Here is a 21,959-nt window from a genome sequence, read left to right on the forward strand (position 1 = left end):
AGTACAACGATGTATGTCGTAAGTACAACGTTAAACTAGAGGTTTTCCGGCATCGCCGGAAATGCGAAGTGCCACACAATTGTGGTGCAACTTAAAGGGAGGAAATAGTGAAGCACCTATTTCGTACAATGGCCACAAGCGCCATTCTTGCAGCAACTTTGTCTGCAGGCACCGCTTTGGCTGAAACAAAACTTAAACTTGTTGAAGTGATCACAAGTCCAGCTCGGACCGAGACACTCAACACATTGGTTTCTGAATATGAAGCCAACAATCCTGATGTGGATGTGGAAATCATCTCATTGCCTTGGGGCGAAGCGTTTGAAAAGCTTTCAACCATGGTTGCCGGCGGCGAAGTGCCTGACGTGGTGGAAATGCCTGATGCGTGGTTGGCTCTTTATGCTGGCAACGACATGTTGCTCAGCCTTGAAGACGCGATCTCTGGTTGGGAGCATGGCGACACGCTGGCGCAAAAAACACTCGATATGGCCCGTTTGGCTGAAGGCGAAGCCTACACCATTCCTTACGGCTTTTATCTGCGCGCCATGTTCTACAACAAGAAATTGTTGGCAGAAGCAGGCGTTGATGGCCCACCACACACCATGGAAGAATTCATGGAAGCCTCGCGCAAGGTCTCTGAATTGCCCGGCAAATCAGGCTACTGCCTACGCGGTGGCGGCGGCGGTTTGAACGCTTGGATCATGTATGCGGCCACCATGAATGGCTCTAACGAGTTCTTCACGGAAGAAGGCGAAAGCCGTCTTAATGAGCCTGGTTCAATCGAAGGCCTTCAGTTCCTGATCGATATGTACCAAAAAGAATATGCACCATATGCCAGCGTGAACTGGGGCTTCAACGAGATCGTTGCAGGCTTCTATTCCGGCACATGTGCCTTCTTGGACCAAGATCCAGACGCGCTGATTTCAGTTGCTGAACGTATGGACCCAGAAGATTTTGCTGTGACACCGATGCCAGTTGGCCCGTCAGGCAAAGCCTTCCCAACCATCGGTTTTGCCGGTTGGTCTGTGTTCAACACCACAGAACATCAGCAAGAAGCGGTTGATCTGGTGCAACACTTGTCTTCACCTGAAGCCAACCTCACTTGGACCAAGCAAGTTGGTGTGATCCCAATTCACGAAGGCGCAGAGCAAGATTCTCACTTCGCCACACCACAATATAAAGGCTGGTTCGACACCCTCAATGGTGAAGAATATATCCCAACCATCATGCCCGTATATTTGAAAAAATTCGGCGTGTTCAAAGAGTTGGCGATCTCTTCCAGCCAAGAGGCCCTGTTGGGCGAACGCACCGCTGAGGATTTGGCCGAAGAATGGGCAACATTCCTCACAACTGAATATAAAGCATGGAAAGCCGCACAATGACGATGGCGCTCCCTACCTCCCCCGGCAAAGGCCGGGGGAGACCCCTCAAAAAACTTCATTGGTTGGTTGAGCCTTATCTCTATCTGTCCCCAGCCATTATCCTGATCGCATTGGTGATGCTGGTCCCCTTGGTGGTGGGCATTTCCTATGCGTTCCAATCAATCTCGTTGCTCAACCCGTTTGAAACCGGTTGGGTTGGCTTTGCCAATTTCGAGAAATTGTGGGCGGATCGACTGTTCTGGAAGGCCTTGACCAACACATTTTGGTGGACCCTGGGCTCTCTCTTCTTCCAATTCTTCCTTGGTCTCGGCTTGGCCTTGCTGCTCAACCGCCCCTTTGCGGGCCGTGGTTTGGTGCAAGCATTGGTGTTCTTGCCTTGGGCCGTGCCGGCCTTCTTGTCCGGCCTGAATTGGGCATGGTTGTTCAACCCCATTATCGGCCCCATTCCCCATTGGCTGGCGGCGATTGGCATTATGGATGAGCCACAAAATATCCTGGCCAATCCAAAAATGGCCCTTTGGGGTCCCATCGTTGCCAATATTTGGTTTGGTATTCCGTTTTTCGCCATCACCCTTTTGGCGGCGCTGCAATCGATCCCGCGCGATCTTTATGAAGCAGCCTCCATCGACGGGGCCAGCGTGTGGCAAAGCTTTACCAAAATCACCGTGCCGTTTTTGGCGCCCACCATTGCCATTACAGTGATGTTGCGCACCATCTGGATCGCAAACTTCGCTGACCTGATTTACATCATGACTGGTGGCGGACCGGCAAATTCAACGCACATCATCTCGTCCTACATTTTCACGACCGCGTTCCGAAGGCTCGACTTTGCTTATGCCTCAACCCTCGCCATCGCTTTGCTGGTGCTGTTGTTGGCCTATGCCATGTTGATTTTGCAAATGCGCAAACACCTTGTGAAAGGAATATAAAATGGCAAGTCGCACTTCGTTTTCAGTTGCGGGCACCCTGCGCTATGCGGCCATTATCCTATATGTCCTGTTTGCGCTGTTCCCCATCTATTGGCTGGTGAAAATCGCCATCACGCCGGATCGGTTGATCTACACAGAAGGCACCCATATTTGGCCCTCCACATTCACCCTGGACAATTTCACCTCGGTGCTGTTTTTGACAGACTTTCTGGTCTATTTCAAAAACTCGATGATTGTGAGTTTGGGCACGGCCTTCTTCACCACATTGGTGGCAACGGCCGCAGGCTATGCCTTTTCGCGGTTTCACTTTCGCGGCAAAGCGATCATTATCGCGCTGATGCTCATCACCCAGATGTTCCCTCTCTTGATGATCATCGCACCGATTTACAAGATCATGGCGGGCTTGCGTCTTTTGGACAGTCTGACCGGTTTGATCATTGTGTACACCGCGTTCAACGTGCCGTTTGCCACCTTCTTGATGCAGGGCTTTTTCGACGGCATCCCCAAAGATTTGGAAGAAGCCGCGATGATTGACGGCTGCACCCGGTTTGAAGCGCTGCGCAAGGTGATCTTTCCGCTCACCCTGCCCGGCTTGGCCGCCACATTGGGCTTCATCTTCACCGCGGCATGGAGCGAGCTCTTGTTCGCGCTGATGCTCATCAACTCTGATGACAAGATGACCTTCCCTGTGGGGCTGAAAACCTTCGTTTCCAAATTTGCAGTGGACTGGGGTCAGATGATGGCCGCGGGCACCCTCGCCCTCATCCCAAGCTGCATCTTCTTTATTCTTATCCAGCGGTTCTTGGTCCAAGGCTTGACCGCAGGCGCTGTGAAAGGCTGATTATGACTGCGATAACTCTCAACAGCATCAATAAAAGCTTTGGGCCGGTGCACGTGCTCAAAGACATTTCTCTTGAATTCAACAAAGGCGAATTTGTCGTGCTTGTTGGTCCATCAGGCTGTGGCAAATCCACTTTGCTGCGCATGATTGCCGGGTTGGAACCGGTCAGTTCTGGCGATTTGATTTTTGGCGAAACCCGCGTCAATGATCTTGAGCCGCGCGAGCGTGACATCGCGATGGTGTTCCAATCCTACGCGCTTTATCCGCATATGAATGTAGAACGCAATTTGGGCTTTAGCCTTGAGTTGCGCAAACGCGATGCGGCGGAAAAGCAAAAACGCACCTCCCATGCGGCAGGCATTTTGGGATTGGACAAACTGTTGGATCGTTTTCCAAAAGCCTTGTCCGGCGGGCAACGCCAACGCGTGGCCATGGGCCGTGCCATTGTGCGTGATCCGCAAATCTTTTTGTTCGATGAACCCTTGTCCAACTTGGATGCGGCCTTGCGCATTGAAATGAGGATTGAGATTGCCAAGCTGCACCAACGCTTGGGCACCACCATGGTCTATGTGACCCACGACCAGGTCGAAGCCATGACGTTGGCTGACCGCATTGTGGTGATGAATGCGGGTAATGTCGAGCAAGTGGGCACCCCACTCGATCTTTACAGCAATCCGGCCAATTTGTTTGTGGCAGGCTTTTTGGGCTCCCCCAAAATGAACTTTGTGTCCCATGATGACCCGGCGCTGAGTTTGCCCAAAGCGCTGACACACCCAAAAGCCAAAACCTATGGCATTCGCCCCGAGCATATTCAGGTGACCGCGCCGGACGACAACGCGCATCTGATCGGCACCATTGATGTGGTGGAACGGTTGGGGTCAGACACGATCTTTTACATCAATCACGGGGCCAAACAGCCTTTCGTTGTCCGCGTACCGGGCATCGATCGCACGGCCCTGGGCGAAAAAATCGGCTGCATCTTCCAGCCAAACGATCTGCACCGTTTCAACGCTGACGGCCAATCCATTTCGGAGAAATAGTATGAGTGAGCAAACCAACCCAATCCATGAAGAACGTCCTTGGGGCAGCTTCACCGTTTTGACCGAAGGCGAAGGCTTTAAAAGCAAAATCATCAAGGTGAAGCCCTCTGGCCAACTCTCCTTGCAAAGCCATAAGCATCGGGCCGAGCATTGGGTGGTGGCGCAAGGCACCGCTACCGTTACGTTGGGGGAGGAAAAGTTTGATCTGGAAGCCGGGCAATCTATCGATATTCCCAAAGGTGCAATCCACCGGATTGAGAATTTCTCCGATGCGCCCGTAGACATCATCGAAGTGCAGTATGGCGCCTATTTGGGCGAAGACGATATCGTGCGTTATGAGGACATTTATGGTCGATAGCGCAGCCTCTCCTCCCCGGCTCGGCATCGATATTGGCGGCACAAAGATCCAATTTGTGCTGCTGCGCGATGGCGAGCTGGTGGCCGAGCGGCGGGTGAACACGCCCAAGGGCTTGGCCGACATCACCCAAGTGCTGGTGGATGGCCTGACCCATTTTCGCGCCTATTTCGGCCCGCTCCAATTTATCGGCATATGTGCGCCCGGCAGCGCCCATCCGGATACAAATCTATGGCGTAATGCCAATATTCTGGCGTTGAACGGGCACGACCTTGCGGCCCATTTCGCCAACGCCCTGGAGCAGGAAGTGATCATTGAAAATGACGCCAATTGCTTTGCCTTGTCCTGTGCCCATCATGAGCGCCAAACGGGTGCGGAAATGGTCTATGCCCTCACCGTTGGTACGGGTCTTGGGGGCGGCCTGGTGCATGATGGTCGCTTGATCTCAGGCGCGGGCGGCTTGGCGGCGGAAGCAGGCCACGTGCCTTTGAGCCTTCTGCCGGACCTCACCCCTGATTGGCCTGAATGCTATTGCGGTCAACACGGATGCACCGAACAACTTTTATCGGGCACCGGCCTATCGCAATTCCATTTGCGGCAAACCGATCAGCATAAAACCGCCGTTGAAATTGTGTCGGCCGCAGCAGCGAACGACAATGCAGCGCAGGCCAGCCTTGATCAATTCAAGCGCAGTTTTGCCAAATATTTGGCCACCATCATTCAACTGGTCGATCCCCACCGCATTGTCATTGGCGGCGGCATGGCGGCACAAACCACATTGTGGCAGGACATTTTTGCCCAAGTCGAACCTTTGTGCTTTTCCAAAGAAATCAAAACCACATTCGAGATTGTCACCGACAGCGCCCTGCAAGCAGCGCGCGGTGCCGCCTATCTCGCCCCTATTTCATCTTATACTGAGCAAGCCGAAATCTATGCGTAATCAAAAACAAGAACAAAAACTCAAACATCACCTCAACTTGCTCAAGCAAATGGCATGGCGCGAACATGTGGCGCAGGTCCCGCTGCATGAACAGCAAAGCGAAGCCCCCGCCGCCGAAATGTTGGCCGCATCTTGGCAAAATTGGCCACAAATTGAAGGCGACTTTGCCTGGGGTACGCCGGAAGGGCATCATTGGTTTGCCGGCGAAATCACCGTGCCAGCTGCCGAGAAGGGCATCACCCCCTATCTGAAGCTGATCGCCAAAAATGAAATTCTTCTGGGGCGCACCGATCCGCAATGCCAAGTCTATCTCGACGGACAAATCTGCCAGGCGTTTGACGGGTTTCACCGCGAACTCTATTTGCCACAAGCCCAGCGCGCGGCCGGCCGCGCCACCATCCACATTAACGCCTACACGGCCGAGATTGAACGCCAACTCGGCGTGGCCCTTGTGTGGTGCGAACAACATGATGCCGCCGCCGATCTTTATTATGACCTCGCCATTTCATTTGAAGCCGCCATTCGCCTTGATGAAAATGATGCACGTCGCCACCATTTGTTCAATGTGATCGATCGGGCTCTAAACAGCCTTGATCTCCGCGCCCGCGACGCCTCCTTTTCGGCCTCGGTTGAGGCAGCCCTTGAGATCGCCCAAAATGCGTTTGATCAAGAAACCCATGCGCCCACCATTTCCGCCGTCGGCCACACCCACATTGATGTGGCGTGGCTTTGGCCAATTTCGCAAACCCGCGAAAAGATGGTGCGCTCCATGTCCACCGCCTGCAAGCTCATGGATGAATATCCAGACTTTGTGTTCATGTACAATCAATGCATCCTGTTCGATTGGCTGAAACAGGATGCACCTGACCTGTTTGAACGCATCAAAAAACACGTCAAATCCGGCCAGTTCGAAATTGAAGGCGCCATGTGGCTTGAGCCGGATGTGAACATCATCTCCGGTGAGTCCCTGGTGCGCCAAATTCTGCGCGGCGTAAAGTTTCAGCAAGACGAGTTTGGCCTCACCCCGCGCGTCTTGTGGTTGCCCGACACGTTCGGTTACACGGCGGCGATCCCGCAATTGATGGCCCAAACGGGCCTCGATATTTTCGTCACCTCTAAATGCTCGTGGAACGACACCAACCGCATGCCCAATGACACATTTGAGTGGCAGGGCATCGACGGCACCAACGTCACTGCCTATTTGATCACTGCCCAGACCGACGATAAGGGCCATCGCGGCGACCATCGCACAGATTATGGCCCCCATTTGGATGTCAGCTCAACCGTTGGCGCATGGAACCGCTATGAGCCAAAAGCCCTCAACCAAAATGTGCTGGTGCCCTTTGGTCATGGCGATGGCGGCGGCGGTCCCTGCAAGGTGATGCTTGAAAATGCCAAGCGCATGGAAAAAGGCGTGCCCGGTCTGCCCAAAGTGAAGCTAGAGGGCATCCGCCCCTATTTTGATCGCTTGCGTCAAACCATCGCCAACAGCGACACGCCGTTTCCCCGCTGGGTGGGCGAGCTTTATCTCGAATATCACCGCGGCACCCTCACCTCGCTGGCCAAAAACAAACGCAACAATGCGGCAGGCGAACATATACTGCGCGAACTTGAATTGCTGAGCGTGCTGGCCAAACTGAACGGCCATGACATTGAAGCCGACCTCGCTGAAATTGATGAATTGTGGAAGATTTTGATGCTCAATCAGTTCCACGATATTTTGCCTGGCACCTCCATCCCGCAGGTCTATGTGGATAGTGATGCGGACTATGCGGACCTGTTTGAGCGGGGCGAAGCGCTGCGGCAAAAATTGTCGCCATTGGCGTTTGAGACCCAAACTCAGCTGTTGAACAGCCAGGGCGTTGTGCGCAAAAATGCACTGGTGCAGTTTAAAGCGGACACAGCCGCCACCGCCGTTGATTTCGGGTACGGTGCCCGTGCGCTCCAAGCTGTGCACCGGGCCGATGGCCAGCGCCATCAGGTGGCGCCCATTGAGCAGATCGCACCTTTTGCCCGTCAAACGGCCACCACTGCCCCAAAAGCTGCCGATCAAATTGCCGAACTTTCCATCGATCAACACCATCTCGAAAATGCCTTCTTGCGCGTCGAGGTGGCGAACAATGGCGAGATCACCAGCATTTTCGATAAACGCGCCCGGCGCGAGCTTTTGCGCAAAGGCACCTTGGGCAACCAGTTGAAAGTCTATCAAGACAAGCCCCTTAATTGGGACGCGTGGGACATTGATTGGTTCTACGAAGAAAAATCATGGGCCATCGACACGGCGACCAAAATCGAAGTGATCGAAACTGGCCCGCACCGCGCGGCCTTGCGCATTGAGCGCGCCTATAATCAATCACGCCTTGTGCAAATTATCTCCTTGCAGGTGGATGCGCGGCAGGTTGAATTTGATTTTTATGCCGATTGGCAGGAAAGCCAGTCATTGCTGAAAGCCGAATTTGATTTTGATGTGGTCAGCGATCAGATCAAATCACAAATTCAGTTTGGTCATGTGACGCGCCCCACGCACCGCAACACCAGTTGGGATCAGGCGCGGTTTGAAGCCAGCATGCACCGTTGGGTCGCGTTTGAGGAAACCGACTTCGCGATCGGTGTGCTCAATGATTGCAAATATGGCTATAGCGCCACCGACACCCATTTTGGCCTCACCCTCATCAAGTCCGGGATCTACCCACACCCAACCGCCGATCAGGAAGAACATCTTTGTCGCTATGCAATCATAGTCAGCGATGATCCACACCCGGTGGTGGCCATCAACCAGCAAGCGCTTGATTTCGCCTGTCCGCTGCAAGTGCATGCACCTCTAAAAGAAGGTGCGGGCAACGCCACACAACCAGGAAGCTTAATCGGTTGGTCAGCTCCCAACGTGATTTTGCACGCGGCAAAGATTAGCGAAGATCAATCAGGCGTGGTTTTCCGCCTTTGTGAAGAAAGCGGCAAACGCACGCGGTTTACCGTTAAATTTGATGAGCGCTTGGGCGACGTGCAGCGCACCAATTTGCTGGAGCAAGTGGTGGCAGCGTTCCCGCGCAATGAAGATGGATTGGTGGAGATTGAATTGGCGCCCTTTGAGATCGTCACCTTGGCTGCGGCCTTGGATTAGGGCGCGGGTTTAATTTCCCCAGCTTGGGGCGGGCGAACCGATAATTTGCAAATCTTTGGGGTCCGCCCCATTGATGCGTTGGAGCAGAAGCTGCGCCAAATGTTCGCCCGCCACAATCAGATCTTCCTCCACCCAATCAATGCGCGGGTGCAAATAATCCAAAAGATTTGAGGTTTTCCGGGCGATGATGTGCACGTCGCGCCCCACCTCGCCGCCGGCTTCTGTCACCCCATCCATGATGGCCAAGGCTGCAATTTCTGACGAGCAGATCACCCCTTGCGGCATGGTTTTGGTTTGAACGGCATTGGCACTTTGCGCCCGCAACCAATGAATATAATCATCACCGCCGCTGGCCTTGTTCCAATAATCCGCAATTTGAAACCCGCCCTCGCGCGCCGCGCGTTGCAAGCCTGCCTGCAAATGCAGATAGAAAGTGAACTCACATTCCGGGGTCAGCAGGGCCACCTGCGTACATCCCAACTCGGCCAAGCGTAGACCAGCCTGATGGGCGAATGTCTCATTATCAAAATCATAATAAGCGTGCGGAGGTTCCAACCGGGTTCGACCGTGAGTGACCACGGGGAAATCATAAGATTGTGCAAACTGCACGCGCGCATCGTCAGGCGCCGTTTGCGCCAACACGATGCCGTCGGCGGCTCGATTGCGTACAATGTTTTGCACCTGCTCCAATTCATCATGACCCGGCAAAATCGGGTGGAACACCAGTTCATAAGGCGTGCTTTCCAATATCCGCGCCATGCCCAAAATCAACCGCCGCGAGAAATCTGAAATGTCATCCGACAATTGCATGGGCAAAATGATTTTGTGGGTATTGCCGGTGCGTAGCGACAGGCCCGCCCGATCGGGCTGATAGCCCACCTCTTCGGCAATTTCGCGAATATATCGCTTTGTCTTCACGCTGATATTGGGCGCATCATGCAGCGCCTTGGAAATCGTCGTCACCGCATAGCCCGTGCGTTGCGCAATCATTTTCAACGTTGGTTGTTTTGTCGTCATGCGCGCCACGCTGTTGCCCCTCATCGCCCAAACCTTTGTGCCGCAATTTTCGCGGTGAAGTCAATTCCGCATCATCGGGGTGACGAACCACGCCAAATCTGAAATGCTCAATATTACCGCACCATCAAACTGGTTTGAAAGGGACAAAATTTATGAGCGATATTCTGACTGGACGCTGTTTTTGCGGCGCAATGCGCTATGAGGTTGAGAACAGTTTTGACAAAATGTTCTTTTGCAGTTGCGATCAGTGTCGTCAGATCACCGGCTCAGCCTTCGCCTCCAACCTTTTCACCGACAGCGCCAAATTTCGTTGGACACAGGGCGAAGAACATCTTGGCCGCTACGATTTGCCCGGCCGTAAACTCGCCCGAACCTTTTGCAAAATCTGTGGCAGTGGCGTGCCCAAAATCAGCCCCAACGGCAAACAAGTCATGGTGCCCGCCGGCGGACTTGAAGGCGACCCCAACGTATCCATCCGCCGCCGCATTTTCCAATCAGAACGCCCGCACTGGCATCAACATTATGAAACCTATGAAGGGTTTGATCAGTTTCCATAAACGGCATCAACGATTGCACCTAAATGATAAAGAGTGGCCACGTTCCTTTGTCCCCCAAACCAGATTATGTTTGGCGGCTCACAAATGTCACAAATTGTCTTGAAAAAGCATGCGCGTGCTTTAAGAGATAGGCAAATCAAATGGACCCGACTAGTCTGAAGCCGACATTGGGACGGCACAAAAATGATAAATAAATTCCTGACCTTTCTTTTTGGTCTCAATCGCTGGGCAAAACGCAGCATTCAAGTTGCGGTGGACGTGTTTCTCATCACATTCAGCTATCTGCTGGCGATGATGTTGCGATTAGACGGAATCTGGTTCGCTGCGTACGCTGATCGTTGGACGATCCTTTTGCTTATCATTCCAGCCAGTATTTTTCTGTTCGCACGTATAGGACTATATCGCGCTGTCATTCGATATATTGGTGGTCAGGCCCTGCTCACCATTGGAACGGGCATTTTGGTCTCAGCAGCGATGATGTTGCTGTTCAGTCAGTTGTTGAACTTGCCAGTACCCCGCTCGGTGCCAGCTATCTATGCCTTTATCGCCTTTTTCCTGATTGGCGGCGTGCGCTTTCTTTTGCGTGCGCTCTATTTCCAACAGCGGGCAAAACTCAACGACAATGTTCTCATTTATGGCGCGGGCGAATCCGGTCGGCAACTTTTGAACGCGCTCAAACAAGGTGCTGAATTTCAACCCGTTGCCTTTATCGATGACGCCAAAGAATTTCGGGGGGTCGAGGTGGCTGGCATCCCCGTATTCGGACCAGACAAAATTGGTAGTCTGATCGAAAAATACGGTATTAAGGCCATATTGCTGGCACTGCCCAGCGCCCCCGTCAGTGCACGTAAAGCGATCATCACACGCCTTGAACCATTTGAGGTGCAAGTGCGCACAATCCCCGGCATGCGAGATCTCGTGTCGGGCAAAGCAGAAATTGCTGACTTGCAAACAGTTAAGCCTGAAGACCTGTTGGGACGGGACCCTGTGCCGCCGAACCAAGATCTTCTTTCCGCAAATATCAAAGACAAGACCGTGTTGGTTTCTGGCGCAGGTGGGTCGATAGGCAGTGAGCTTTGCCGCCAAATTTTAAGCCAGTGCCCCAAACAATTGGTGCTGCTCGAAGTATCGGAATATGCCCTCTATCGCATCCATGATGAACTCGAGGCGAACGACCGAAATTGCAATGTTGAGATTTTACCAGTGCTTGGTTCGGTGCAAAATGAAAAACGCATCAAAGCCATTCTTGAGCGCTTCAAGGTAGACACAATCTACCATGCTGCCGCATATAAACATGTGCCTTTGGTTGAACAAAACGTGGTTGAAGGCATTCGAAATAATATATTTGGCACCGACACGATCGTGCGAGCGGCACTTGCCGCCAGGGTGTCATCCTTCATCTTGATCTCAACTGACAAAGCCGTACGGCCCACAAACATTATGGGCGCAACCAAGCGTGTAACAGAGCTGATTTGCCAGGCCCATGCGAGCCAATCAAATAGAACGCGGTTTTCCATGGTCCGCTTTGGCAATGTGCTGGGCTCATCAGGCTCAGTAATCCCGCGGTTTCAGCGCCAAATTGATAGCGGCGGCCCCGTGACGGTAACACACCCAGAGATCAACCGTTTTTTCATGACAATCCCCGAAGCGGCGCAACTTGTCATTCAAGCTGGGGCTATGGCAAAGGGTGGTGAGGTTTTTGTCCTGGATATGGGTGAACCGGTCAAAATTGTCGATCTGGCGCAACGCATGATCCGGCTACAAGGTCTCAAGCCCTATATCGCCGATGGCAACAACGCGGTGAAAAAAGACGGGGATATTGAAATTGTGTTCACAGGCTTGCGGATCGGTGAAAAGCTTTATGAAGAGCTTTTGATTGGTGAAAACCCAACACCAACAAGCCATGAACGTATCATGTGCGCGCAAGAGCGAAGCCTACCGTCTGCGGAACTGGAGCAATTTCTTAAAGATCTGTTCGATGCCTGTGCGGCATATGATTTGCCGAAAATTCGGACATTATTGCAAAACGCCAATACCGGCTATCAACCGCAAGACGAAATTGGCGATGTCATCTGGCTGCAATCTGGGGACGCCTAACCGCTAAACTCCTCCCCGTAAATCACCTCAAACGCCCTCACCTCTTCATCGGTCAGCGCCGCGAATTCTTTTTGGCGGGCGCGGTTGGAGAGTTTGCCGTTATTTTGCTTGAGGAAGTTGAACAGCAAATCGACCATAGAGGCCGGCATTTCGGTGTGGGCCTCTATGCGTGATTTGAACTGATCATATTTGGTCAAAAATGCTGCCTCTTGCGGCAAGTCGTGGGTGATGGTGCGTTGCACGCAGGCGAACAAGAATTCAGCATGGGGCGTGGCATCAAAATAGCGGTAGAGGTCGACTGTTTGGTTGGTCACCTCCACATTCATATGCACCGTGGTGCGCCATTCAATATATGGCAGGATGCGGGCTGAATGGCTTTCAAGTACGCGTCGATAGGTTTCGATCTGGTCCAAAATCGCCGCCGAAACGGGAAACACCATGCCTGGCGGATTGTAGCCGCGCGCGCTTAAAATGTGATGGATGAGATAGCGGTGCACGCGCCCATTGCCATCTTCAAACGGGTGAATATAGACAAAGCCAAAGGCCAAGATCGCCGCGGCGATCACGGGGTCCAGTCCATCTGCATATTCTTGATCAAAGGCAATCAGCCCGCCCATCAGATCTGTTAAATCTTCAGGCTTAGCGCTGATATGTTCCGGCAGGGGCAGTCGGGTGTCCATTTCATGCTCACCAACAAAGCCCCCCTCAGTGCGCCACCCCAATTGGATAAAGCGAGGGTCTTTGCCCAAAACCAATCGCTGCAGTCGCAAAAACTCGTCTTCGTCCAGCGGGTGCCTCCCGGCCTCGCCAATGGCTTTGCCCCACCGCTGTATCCGATCGTGCGGCGGCGCTTCCCCTTCAATGGCGTAGCTTGATTTAGAATCTTTGAGCAGCAAAAAAGCAGCGGTACGCGCCAAAATGGAATTGGAGATTTTCCCGATAATCGTCCGCGCCTCGGCGTCAAACTCTGCCGCAACAAATTGATCAATCTTTTTGGTGCGGCGCACCATGGGGCAAAAGGCCCGGTCGCCCGGCAGATTATTGTGCACACGATGACGGGTGGAGGTTTTTCCCTCAATGGCCCATTGCAGCTTCGGGTCCACCACTTTGGCATAGGTGCCGCTTTTGGCGTTTGGCAAATCCAATGATTTGTCGAGCAACCATTCATACAAAAACCAAACCCGCCGCATATAGGCACTGCTGGGTTGCGCTTTGATCATCGTTTCAAATTCACGCGCGGGCAGCGTTTCGAACAGTTTTTTCAACACTGCCAAATCCAAGCCCTCATATTTGAGCGCGAAGGTCAGGTGGCCCTGAAGGCTGGCTTTTGGCGCGTGGCGCGGCGTATAAAGCCGCCACCCTTCAGCTTCAAAGACTTGATGTTTTTGCCCGATGGCACAAAGGGTGAGCGGCAGCGGGACCGCAAGACCATAAGCATCAATCAACGCCGCATAGCCGACCGGCTGCGCCGCCTCAGGCAAGCGCAGCTCGTGAAATATGCGGACGGCGCCTGAAAATTGATGATTCTGGTCGTTTTGCATGAAAAGTGCACATTCATTGTGAAATTTAGGTCTAAATTCACAATATCATGAAAAACGATTACAAAACAGTCTTTTTGTCACCATATGCAGACAAGCCGTGAAAAATAGGCACAACGCCCTTGCCCCTTAAATGGGTTGTGTCACCTGCTGCAAATAGATTTGCGCTTGCGCGCTAACTTGATCCTTGAGCAATTCAAAACATGTTTTGTGATAGTCATTGAGCCAATCACGTTCCGGTTGCGCGAGCATTTCAGGGATCACTGAAGAAGTTTCGATGGGCATATAGCTCAGCGTTTCAAACCCGTAGAAGCCATCGCCTAAGTCTATAATCTCGAACAGGTTTTCAATCCGGATACCATACTCACCCGCCACGTAATAACCTGGCTCGATGCTCAGCACCATACCGGGCACCAACTCCATATCATTGAAGGCGCGACCGATGCGTTGAGGTTGCTCGTGGACGGAAAGATTGTGGCCAACCCCGTGGCCCGTGCCGTGATCATAGTCTTTTTTGATCGACCAGAGCGGCGCGCGGGCGATGGCGTCGATGTGATGGCCGAAAGTTTTTTGCGGAAATTTGAGAGTCGCCAGCGCCAAAAACCCACGTAAAACCGAAGTGTAATTTTTGCGAAATTCAAGTGAAGTTTCACTAAAATTATAGGTCCGAGTGCTGTCGGTGGTGCCATCGGCAAATTGACCACCGGAATCGTGCAAATAGATTTCGCTTGGGTCGAGCGCACGGTTGGATTGCTCGGTGACTTTATAGTGGCACATGGCCCCATTTGGCCCGGCCCCAGAAATCACATCAAAGCTGAGTTGTTCAAAACCGGGCAGCTCAGCGCGCAGCTGTTCAATCTTTTGCGCCACTTCCAATTCGGTGATCGGGTTGCCCGCTTCAAATCGCGGTCCCACTTCCCCATGCAGCCATGCGCCAAGCTCGGTCCACGCAATGCCGTCACGCTTGTGGCAATCGCGCATGCCGCCCAACTCGGTGGCATTTTTGATGGCTTTGGTCAGGGTGATGGCGCTACGGCCATGCTTGATCTGACCGCCCTCACCTGCCGCAAACTGAACAGCAACGGGGGTGAATTGCGGGTCATAGCCCAAAACTTTGTCGCTGGCCGCGTGGTCGGCTATGGCGGGCAAAAACCGTTCCGGCGCGCAGATTTCAACGCCATCCAACTCAAAGTCGGTCAGGTCCTGCGGCACCTTTTGCGGATCGACAAACCATTGCACTGCCCCTTCCCGATCTAAGGTCAGGAACGAGTTGATAAAGGGATTATAGGCAATGTCGTTGCCGCGAATGTTCAAGAGCCAGGCGATATTGTCGGGCTGGTTTTCCACCAGCACATCAATGTTTTGCGCCACCAGATGCGCCGCAATGCGTTTCCGCTTGATGGCAGAATGTTCACCGCTCATTTGCGCGCCAAACGGGCGGGCTTTGTCTGCAACGGGGGCAGGCTGTTCGGTCCAGAGATGATCGATGATATTGTCTTCGGTCGCGATCAGATGATTGTGCGACTGGGTCGTGGCGGCGCAGAGGTCCTTATGCCAACTGGCAGGGATATGCATCGGATCAAAACCGATGCGCAAACCGCGTTGTTCGGTATGTTTGAGCCAATCCGCCAAAGGTTGATCATGCAAATGACGATAAGAAAACAAGCCTTCCGGACATTGCTCGCGCACCTGCACCGTGTAGCGCCCATCCACAAAAAGGACCGCCTGATCCTGTGTGATCAGCGCCAGCCCAGCGGACCCGGAAAAGCCGGTCGCCCACAGCAAACGTTTGTCGCAATCCGCCACATATTCAGCCATATGGGCATCAAAGCGCGGCACAATCAACGCGTCCAAATCTTGGCGTTTCAGCGCGTCGCGAATATCGCTCAGGCGCTTCGCTTGGGGGGAGCTATTCAACATGGGAAGACTTTCATTCAATCGGATCACGATGGTGACACGCCACTTGACCCTTTGCCGGGTCGCCCTTCAATAGCGGCAACGTGGTTTTGCACACATCTGTTGCGAGGGGGCAGCGCCCATGAAAGGCGCACCCGGTGGGAATGTTGAGTGGGCTGGGCAACTCGCCTTTGAGGGGAATGGCATTGCCCTTATCGTCTGGGTCGAGCGATGGGGCCGCACTCAACAAAGCTTCGGAATAAGGATGGCGCGGCGCGGCAAACAATTCTTTCGCCGGGCCGATTTCAACAACAGACCCGAGATAAATCACCGCCACCCGATGCGACACATGCCGCACCAGGCGCAAATCATGCGCCACAAACAAAACAGTCAGCCCAAGTTCTTCCTGCAAGCCGAGCAGCAAGTTCACCACTTGCGCCTGCACCGACACATCAAGGGCAGAAACCAGTTCGTCGGCAATCAGCACCTCCGGCTCAACGCTCAAGGCGCGGGCGATGGCGATGCGCTGGCGCTGGCCACCGGAAAATTGGTGCGGGAATTTGTCCGCCGCATCTTGCGGCAGGCGCACCAGTTCCAGCAGCTCGGCAATGCGGGCGGGGATGTCACGTTCGGCGCGCATCTTGTGCACACTCAGGGCCTCTCGCAACATGTCCCCCACCCGCATCCGGGGGTTCAAAGACGAATAGGGATCTTGAAAGATCATCTGCACCCGGCGGTTATAGTCGCGCTGAGCTTTGCCTTTGGCGTTGAGGATGGTCTCGCCATAAAACTCAATCGCACCCTGCTGCGGTTGATAAAGCCCGGCGAGCACCCGCGCCAAAGTGGATTTGCCGCACCCGCTTTCGCCCACAATGCCAAGGGTCTCGCCTTTTTCCAGCCGCAGCGACACGCCATTGAGCGCCTTCACTTTATGCTGCGGTCGCCGCATCACCCAATCTGCAAGAGAGCGATTTTTGGCAAAATGCAGCACGATATTCTCGGTTTTGAGAACTTCGGTCATGATTGCCCCCCTGCCCCAACGGGCGGTTGGGTGGGATTGAAACAGGCGACTTGATGTTGCGTACCTTCAAGTGGCGGCTTTGTCTCGACACAAGCGTCAACAGCATGGGCGCAGCGCGGGGCAAAGGCGCAGCCTTTTGGCAAATTCATCAGGCTGGGCGGCGTGCCCGGCAGCGAAAAGAGCGGGGTGCGCGGCTCGACATTTTCCGGCACCGATTGCAGCAATCCCATGGTGTAACGATGCAACGGGTTGCGCAGCACATCGCGCGTACTTCCCTTTTCCACCAGCTTGCCGCCATACATCACCGCCAATCGATCACAGGTTTGCGCCGCAACGCCCAGATCATGGGTCACCAAAATCACCGACATGCCCAACTCATGCGACAGGTCCAAAATCAATTTCAGAATTTGATTTTGAATGGTCACATCAAGCGCAGTGGTGGGTTCATCCGCCAATAGCAATTTTGGTGAGGAGGCCAAGGCGATGGCGATCATCACCCGTTGGCGCATGCCACCGGAGAACTGGTGCGGGTAATCATTCAAGCGTCGCAATGCATCGGGAATCCCAACCAGATCCAACAATTCGATGGCGCGAAGGTGCCGTGCTTTTTTGTCCAGTTCTGTGTGGGCCACCAGATTTTCTTTGATCTGTACGCCCACTGTCAGCAACGGATTAAGCGAGGACATGGGTTCTTGAAAAATCATCGCAATGTCTTTGCCGCGAATTTTGCGCATTTGCGCTTCGGGCTTGGTGACCAGATTTTCGCCTTGCCACATCACTTCGCCGGTCACTTCCCCATAGCGTCGCGCCAGCCCCATAATGGAGCGCAAGGTGATGGATTTGCCCGAACCGCTTTCGCCCACAATGCCCAGCACTTCCCCCGCCGCTAGGTCGAAGCTGACCTCGTCAACCGCACGGAGTTTTTGCCCGCCCACATGAAAGGAGGTGCTGAGATTCTTGACCGATAGAAGGGCTGAATTTGATTGTGTCATATCTGTCCCCTATCCCCGTGGCCGCATCAAATCGGTGATGCCATCGCCCACCAGTGAAAAGCCTAGGCCCGTCAACACAATCGCAATGCCCGGCATCAGGCTGAGCCACCATGCGGTGGTGATGAAGTTGCGCCCTTCGGCAATCAACACGCCCCACTCTGCCTGGGGCGGTTGCGCGCCCAAGCCGAGATAGCCAAGGGAAGAACCGAGCAAAATGGCCAGCGCCATATCGGTCATCCAATAGACAATCACCGGGGTGATGGCGTTGGGCAGCAAATGGCGGAAGATGATGCGGCGATCAGAATAGCCCATCACCTTGCCCGCGGCGGCATAATCATTGCCGAGTTGGCCCATGATTTCAGCGCGCATCAACCGCGCATAATAGACCCAACCCACAAGGGTGATGGCGATATACATATTGGTGAGGCCCGGCCCCAATACCGCGACCACCGCAATCACCAACACCAAAAAGGGAAAGGTGATGATCGCGTCAACGCAGCGGCCAAAAATCATATCGGCCACCCCGCCATAATAGCCCACCAACGCCCCGACAAAGATACCGATGGCCAAGCAAAAAATGGTGGCGAACAGCGCCATTTGCATATTGACCGAATAGGCCCAGATCACCCGCGAAAAAGTGTCTCGCCCCAAATTGTCGGTGCCGAACCAATGCAGCGCCGAAGGCGGTTGTTTGATCGCCGTATAATCAAACACGTTCGGATCATAAGGCGCGAACAGATCTGGAAACAGTGCCAGCGAGATGGAACTGATCAGAATAAAAAGGCCGAGCAAAAAGCTGGGGCGCTTGAGCGCCACCATGTGCGATTTACGCGGCAAGCGGAAAAAGAGTTTTTTGACCATTTACGCCACCCGCAATCTGGGATCGAGCCAAGCCTGGATCAGATCCGTGAGCAAAAAGATGATGGACACCAGCACGGCGAAGGTGAGCGTGAGACCCTGAATGAGCGGATAGTCGCGGGCAAAGATCGCATCGAGCATCAAACGGCCCACGCCGGGCACCGCAAACACGGTTTCGGTGACCAAGGTGCCGCTCATCAAATTGCCGATGGACAGGCCCAACAGGGTGACGGTTGAAATCAACGCATTGCGCAACACATGGCGACCCAGAATAATTCGTTCTGGCAGGCCTTTGGCGCGGGCGAACTGCACATATTCCGCATCTACCACTTCAATCACCGAGGACCGCAAATTGCGCATGATGATCGCAGAGGTGTAGAGTGCCACGGTAAGCGCCGGCAAAAGCAAATGATACATGTGTTCCAAAAAGGTGGTGCCATACCCGCCCACCGGAAACCAGCGCAACTGCGCGGCCAGAAAGGTGAGCAATAACAAGCCAATATAAAAGACGGGTGTAGATAGCCCGACTTGAAACGCCGTGCGAATGGATGTGTCGAGCCATGTGTTGCGGTTAAGCGCGGCGACAAAAGCCAACGGCCCCGCAATCAGCAAAGAGAACAGCACCGCGTAAAGGGTGAGAAAGCCTGAGGCGGGCAAGCGCTCCAAAATCACTTGAGTGACTGGCGCTTTCATCAGAATGGAATCGCCCAAATTGCCGGTAAAAACATTTTTGACAAAAATGCCAAATTGCATCCAAAGCGGTTGATCAAGCCCCAAACGCTGGCGGATTTGCTCTAACTGTTCTGTGGTGGCCTTTGCATCGGCCATCGCAATGGCAGGGTCGCCCGGCAAGGCGCGCACCAGCAAAAATATAATGACCATCACAATCAAAAAGGTCGGGATGATCTGCAACAGTCGTGAAAAGAAATAGGATATGGTCGACATAATTGATCTCAAAGGACATGTGAGCGCCAAGGCGCCCACATGCCGAGGTTAGGGTCAGTGAGATGAAGACCCATAGGAGGAGGACTTAGCGATCGATCCAGGTGGATGCGAACTCATTATTGCCCAATGGGGTTTGCACATAGCCCTGCACATCTGAGGACAAAGCGACCGCAAATGGCGTTTCATACATAAAGAGCAATGGTGCTGCTTCATTGTAGATGTCCTGCATCCGCGCATATTGTTCAGCGCGTTTTGCCGGGTCCATTTCCACATTGGAGGCTTCATAAAGGCTGTTGAACTCTTCATTGTTCCAGCCTGTGCCGACCGCTTTTGCTGTTGGGTAATAGCCCAACCAGCCAGCCACCTGCGCCGGGTCGTTCACATCATTCACCCAGCCATAGGTGTGAATGTCGAACTCACCAGAGCGGTTTTTCGCGCCACGTGTGGGTCCATCGACCTGTTCCACATTCAAATCGATGCCGATCTGTGACCACATTTGCTGCAACGCACTTAAAATGATCGCGTCATCAGCCGAGCCTGCCAGAATGGTCAGGGTCAATTCGGTACCATCCGGCACACCCGCCTCGGCAATCAACGCTTTGGCTTTATCCAGATCATATTGATAGATCGGGCCATTATCAGTGGCCAATTGGGTGGTGGACGCCATCAAGCCAGATGAAACAGGCTTGCCTGCCCCTTGTAGCACCAATTGCACCAGCGCGTTCTTGTCTGTCGCATAGTTAAGCGCTTGACGCAGCTTCATATCCGCCAACGGATTGGCAGAACCATCGGCGCGGGTTTCGCGGGTGTTGATCGGCGAATAGATAATACGGGTGGACGGGAACAGCTCCATATTGATGTTCTGATCCGCTTCCAATTCACCCACGCGGGCAAACGGGATAAATTCAGCGCCATCGACTTCACCAGCCTGCAGTTTCAAAATGCGGGTCGCATCGTCGGGGATCACTAGGAAGTTGATGCCATCCATATAAGGCAAGGGTTCGCCATCTTCGCCTTCGCGCCAATAATGCGGGTTCGCCCCGAACTGCATCAAGGTGCCGCGCTGATGGGATTTCATCATGAAGGGACCGGACCCCACAAAGCCATCAATCGCGATGCTTTGAGCCTTTTCCTGATCCGTTTCACCGTTCGCTGCCTCAAACGCATCAGCCGAAACAATGGCGGTGTTGAACGTGGCCAACATCAAAACGATGGTTGGGTCGGGGCGGTTCAGCTTGATGGTGACTTGGTTGCCATCGGCGGTCACCTCGTCAATTGAACTCAGCAATCCAGCCCATGGGCTGAGATCGGCATCCGAGGCACGGGTAAGCGAGAAGACAACATCTTTGCCCTCAATCGGCGTACCATCAGAGAACTTGATGCCGTCACGCAAGGTCAGCGTCACGCTTTGCCCGTCTTCAGCCACATCATAGCTTTCGGCCAAACCAGAGGTCACGGTTTTGCCGTCCGCCTCGGTGCGCAACAAAGTGTCGTAAAGGTTGGTGACCATCCAAATATCTGGATTGCGGTCAGCGTAAATTGGGTCGATCAGCGTGGAATCATCATAGCGCGCAAAGGTCAAAGACCCGCCGCGTTCAATGGCCATGCTGGGCACTGCTGAAAACATTGCGGCGGCAGCTACGGTCGCCATCAATAGTTTTTTCATCCTAGTTTCCTCCCTCAGAGATGAATTTTGCACTATTGCAGATTGTATCCAATTCAAACTGACGACCTATTCTTATTTAGTCAAGCTAAAATTTATTATAGTAATGCTATAGGACTTGTCTTTCGAGTGCTGCCGTTGCACATTGGCTTTTCAGCCGCGTTTTTCGAAAGGTCCCACCGTGAGCAATTCCCGTCCCGAACCCAGCAATGAAGAAATCGGTTTTGCCATTCGGCGGCGCCGTAAAGCCTTGGGCAAAACGTTGGTGGATGTGGCCGACGCCACCGAGCTGACGGTGGGCTTTATCTCGCAAGTGGAACGCGGCATCAGCGCGCCATCTCTGTCGTCCTTTATGCGGATTGCGCGGGTGCTGAACACCTCTATCGAGCAATTGCTGAATGTGAGCGAACCGTTTGAACCGCTCACCAAAGCTGATGAGCGTCAAAGTTATAGCTTGGGGGAAAATGGCCGTTGGTATGAAAAGCTCGGGCCAGGATTTTCGGGTGCCCTGTTTTACCCCTGCATCATTCATCGACCACCAGGGCATGTGGCGGAGAAGATGCAGCATAAGGGCGAAGTATTTTGCTATTTGATATCCGGTGAACTGGAATATCATTTGGACGACAAGATCTATCATATGAAGCCCGGCGACACGATCCATCATGACACCACAGAACCACATTTCTCCAAGGTGGTGAGCGCTGAAGAAAGCGTTGAACTCTGGGTGAGCTCTCACCCCATGACCAGCCACTAGGCCATCGATTATTCCC

General features: G+C 53.4%; 18 protein-coding genes. 10 read left to right on the forward strand and 8 right to left on the reverse strand.

Features of this window, described 5'->3' with window-relative positions; genetic code table 11:
- Positions 1-128: 128 nt before the first annotated feature.
- From G549_RS0118045 to G549_RS0118075, 7 genes are read left to right on the forward strand one after another with little or no spacing between them, the layout of a single operon-like run.
- The gene (locus G549_RS0118045) at positions 129-1,379 is read left to right on the forward strand and encodes an ABC transporter substrate-binding protein (RefSeq protein WP_036223607.1); all 1,251 of its coding nucleotides are present in this window, start codon (positions 129-131) and stop codon (positions 1,377-1,379) included.
- Complete coding sequence (locus G549_RS0118050; RefSeq protein ID WP_027836187.1) at positions 1,376-2,308, forward strand: carbohydrate ABC transporter permease; 933 nt, start codon at positions 1,376-1,378, stop codon at positions 2,306-2,308. The genes G549_RS0118045 and G549_RS0118050 overlap by 4 nt, the downstream gene beginning before the upstream one ends.
- 1 nt (position 2,309) lies before the next feature.
- Positions 2,310-3,149 (forward strand): carbohydrate ABC transporter permease, encoded by an 840-nt coding sequence (locus G549_RS0118055; protein WP_027836188.1) that lies wholly within the window; start codon positions 2,310-2,312, stop codon positions 3,147-3,149.
- 2 nt (positions 3,150-3,151) lie between these two features.
- Positions 3,152-4,189 (forward strand): ABC transporter ATP-binding protein, encoded by a 1,038-nt coding sequence (locus G549_RS0118060; RefSeq protein WP_027836189.1) that lies wholly within the window; start codon positions 3,152-3,154, stop codon positions 4,187-4,189.
- A gap of 1 nt (position 4,190) precedes the next feature.
- Entirely contained in the window at positions 4,191-4,547 is a 357-nt protein-coding gene (locus G549_RS0118065; protein ID WP_051214124.1) for a phosphomannose isomerase type II C-terminal cupin domain, read from the forward strand.
- On the forward strand, positions 4,537-5,484 hold the full coding sequence (locus G549_RS21035) for an ROK family protein (protein ID WP_051214126.1): 948 nt from the start codon (positions 4,537-4,539) through the stop codon (positions 5,482-5,484). The genes G549_RS0118065 and G549_RS21035 overlap by 11 nt, the downstream gene beginning before the upstream one ends.
- Complete coding sequence (locus G549_RS0118075; protein WP_027836191.1) at positions 5,477-8,605, forward strand: alpha-mannosidase; 3,129 nt, start codon at positions 5,477-5,479, stop codon at positions 8,603-8,605. The genes G549_RS21035 and G549_RS0118075 overlap by 8 nt, the downstream gene beginning before the upstream one ends.
- A gap of 9 nt (positions 8,606-8,614) precedes the next feature.
- On the opposite strand, the gene G549_RS0118080 is transcribed toward G549_RS0118075, so the two are convergent.
- The gene (locus G549_RS0118080) at positions 8,615-9,622 is read right to left on the reverse strand and encodes a LacI family transcriptional regulator (protein WP_169449677.1); all 1,008 of its coding nucleotides are present in this window, start codon (positions 9,620-9,622) and stop codon (positions 8,615-8,617) included.
- A gap of 152 nt (positions 9,623-9,774) precedes the next feature.
- Between G549_RS0118080 and G549_RS0118085 the strand changes: the two genes are divergently transcribed.
- Positions 9,775-10,179 carry a GFA family protein gene (locus tag G549_RS0118085; RefSeq protein WP_027836193.1) on the forward strand — a complete coding sequence of 135 codons (405 nt, stop codon included), beginning with the start codon at positions 9,775-9,777 and terminating at the stop codon, positions 10,177-10,179.
- A gap of 183 nt (positions 10,180-10,362) precedes the next feature.
- Positions 10,363-12,276, forward strand: coding sequence for a polysaccharide biosynthesis protein (locus G549_RS0118090; RefSeq protein WP_027836194.1), 1,914 nt, complete (start codon positions 10,363-10,365; stop codon positions 12,274-12,276).
- Here G549_RS0118090 and G549_RS0118095 read toward each other — a convergent pair.
- The 7 genes from G549_RS0118095 to G549_RS0118125 all read right to left on the reverse strand — a co-directional run bounded on the left by G549_RS0118095 (position 12,273) and on the right by G549_RS0118125 (position 21,192).
- A complete protein-coding gene (locus G549_RS0118095) occupies positions 12,273-13,817 on the reverse strand; it encodes a Fic family protein (protein WP_027836195.1) in 1,545 nt (514 codons plus the stop codon). The genes G549_RS0118090 and G549_RS0118095 overlap by 4 nt on opposite strands.
- Before the next feature lie 126 nt (positions 13,818-13,943).
- Positions 13,944-15,734 carry an aminopeptidase P family protein gene (locus tag G549_RS0118100; protein WP_027836196.1) on the reverse strand — a complete coding sequence of 597 codons (1,791 nt, stop codon included), beginning with the start codon at positions 15,732-15,734 and terminating at the stop codon, positions 13,944-13,946.
- 10 nt (positions 15,735-15,744) lie between these two features.
- Positions 15,745-16,731 (reverse strand): ABC transporter ATP-binding protein, encoded by a 987-nt coding sequence (locus G549_RS0118105; protein ID WP_027836197.1) that lies wholly within the window; start codon positions 16,729-16,731, stop codon positions 15,745-15,747.
- Positions 16,728-17,723 (reverse strand): ABC transporter ATP-binding protein, encoded by a 996-nt coding sequence (locus tag G549_RS21040; protein WP_051214130.1) that lies wholly within the window; start codon positions 17,721-17,723, stop codon positions 16,728-16,730. Before G549_RS21040 ends, G549_RS0118105 begins: the two co-directional genes overlap by 4 nt.
- A 9-nt stretch (positions 17,724-17,732) precedes the next feature.
- On the reverse strand, positions 17,733-18,584 hold the full coding sequence (locus tag G549_RS0118115; RefSeq protein WP_027836198.1) for an ABC transporter permease: 852 nt from the start codon (positions 18,582-18,584) through the stop codon (positions 17,733-17,735).
- Entirely contained in the window at positions 18,585-19,526 is a 942-nt protein-coding gene (locus G549_RS0118120; protein WP_027836199.1) for an ABC transporter permease, read from the reverse strand. It abuts the gene before it with no gap.
- Positions 19,527-19,611: 85 nt separating this feature from the next.
- A complete protein-coding gene (locus G549_RS0118125; protein ID WP_027836200.1) occupies positions 19,612-21,192 on the reverse strand; it encodes an ABC transporter substrate-binding protein in 1,581 nt (526 codons plus the stop codon).
- A gap of 178 nt (positions 21,193-21,370) precedes the next feature.
- On the opposite strand from G549_RS0118125, the gene G549_RS0118130 reads away from it, so the two are divergent.
- Positions 21,371-21,943 carry a helix-turn-helix domain-containing protein gene (locus G549_RS0118130; protein ID WP_117397169.1) on the forward strand — a complete coding sequence of 191 codons (573 nt, stop codon included), beginning with the start codon at positions 21,371-21,373 and terminating at the stop codon, positions 21,941-21,943.
- Positions 21,944-21,959 lie beyond the last annotated feature (16 nt).

Origin of the sequence: Maritalea myrionectae DSM 19524 (assembly GCF_000423365.1) — a bacterium.
GTDB lineage: Bacteria > Pseudomonadota > Alphaproteobacteria > Rhizobiales > Devosiaceae > Maritalea > Maritalea myrionectae.

Bases quoted from the DNA above. Each gene is read 5' to 3' on its own strand.
- G549_RS0118045 (WP_036223607.1), top strand. From the start codon at position 129: ATGGCCACAAGCGCCATTCTTGCAGCAACTTTGTCTGCAGGCACCGCT.
- G549_RS0118050 (WP_027836187.1), top strand. From the start codon at position 1,376: ATGACGATGGCGCTCCCTACCTCCCCCGGCAAAGGCCGGGGGAGACCC.
- G549_RS0118055 (WP_027836188.1), top strand. From the start codon at position 2,310: ATGGCAAGTCGCACTTCGTTTTCAGTTGCGGGCACCCTGCGCTATGCG.
- G549_RS0118060 (WP_027836189.1), top strand. From the start codon at position 3,152: ATGACTGCGATAACTCTCAACAGCATCAATAAAAGCTTTGGGCCGGTG.
- G549_RS0118065 (WP_051214124.1), top strand. From the start codon at position 4,191: ATGAGTGAGCAAACCAACCCAATCCATGAAGAACGTCCTTGGGGCAGC.
- G549_RS21035 (WP_051214126.1), top strand. From the start codon at position 4,537: ATGGTCGATAGCGCAGCCTCTCCTCCCCGGCTCGGCATCGATATTGGC.
- G549_RS0118075 (WP_027836191.1), top strand. From the start codon at position 5,477: ATGCGTAATCAAAAACAAGAACAAAAACTCAAACATCACCTCAACTTG.
- G549_RS0118080 (WP_169449677.1), bottom strand. From the start codon at position 9,622: ATGACGACAAAACAACCAACGTTGAAAATGATTGCGCAACGCACGGGC.
- G549_RS0118085 (WP_027836193.1), top strand. From the start codon at position 9,775: ATGAGCGATATTCTGACTGGACGCTGTTTTTGCGGCGCAATGCGCTAT.
- G549_RS0118090 (WP_027836194.1), top strand. From the start codon at position 10,363: ATGATAAATAAATTCCTGACCTTTCTTTTTGGTCTCAATCGCTGGGCA.
- G549_RS0118095 (WP_027836195.1), bottom strand. From the start codon at position 13,817: ATGCAAAACGACCAGAATCATCAATTTTCAGGCGCCGTCCGCATATTT.
- G549_RS0118100 (WP_027836196.1), bottom strand. From the start codon at position 15,734: ATGTTGAATAGCTCCCCCCAAGCGAAGCGCCTGAGCGATATTCGCGAC.
- G549_RS0118105 (WP_027836197.1), bottom strand. From the start codon at position 16,731: ATGACCGAAGTTCTCAAAACCGAGAATATCGTGCTGCATTTTGCCAAA.
- G549_RS21040 (WP_051214130.1), bottom strand. From the start codon at position 17,723: ATGACACAATCAAATTCAGCCCTTCTATCGGTCAAGAATCTCAGCACC.
- G549_RS0118115 (WP_027836198.1), bottom strand. From the start codon at position 18,584: ATGGTCAAAAAACTCTTTTTCCGCTTGCCGCGTAAATCGCACATGGTG.
- G549_RS0118120 (WP_027836199.1), bottom strand. From the start codon at position 19,526: ATGTCGACCATATCCTATTTCTTTTCACGACTGTTGCAGATCATCCCG.
- G549_RS0118125 (WP_027836200.1), bottom strand. From the start codon at position 21,192: ATGAAAAAACTATTGATGGCGACCGTAGCTGCCGCCGCAATGTTTTCA.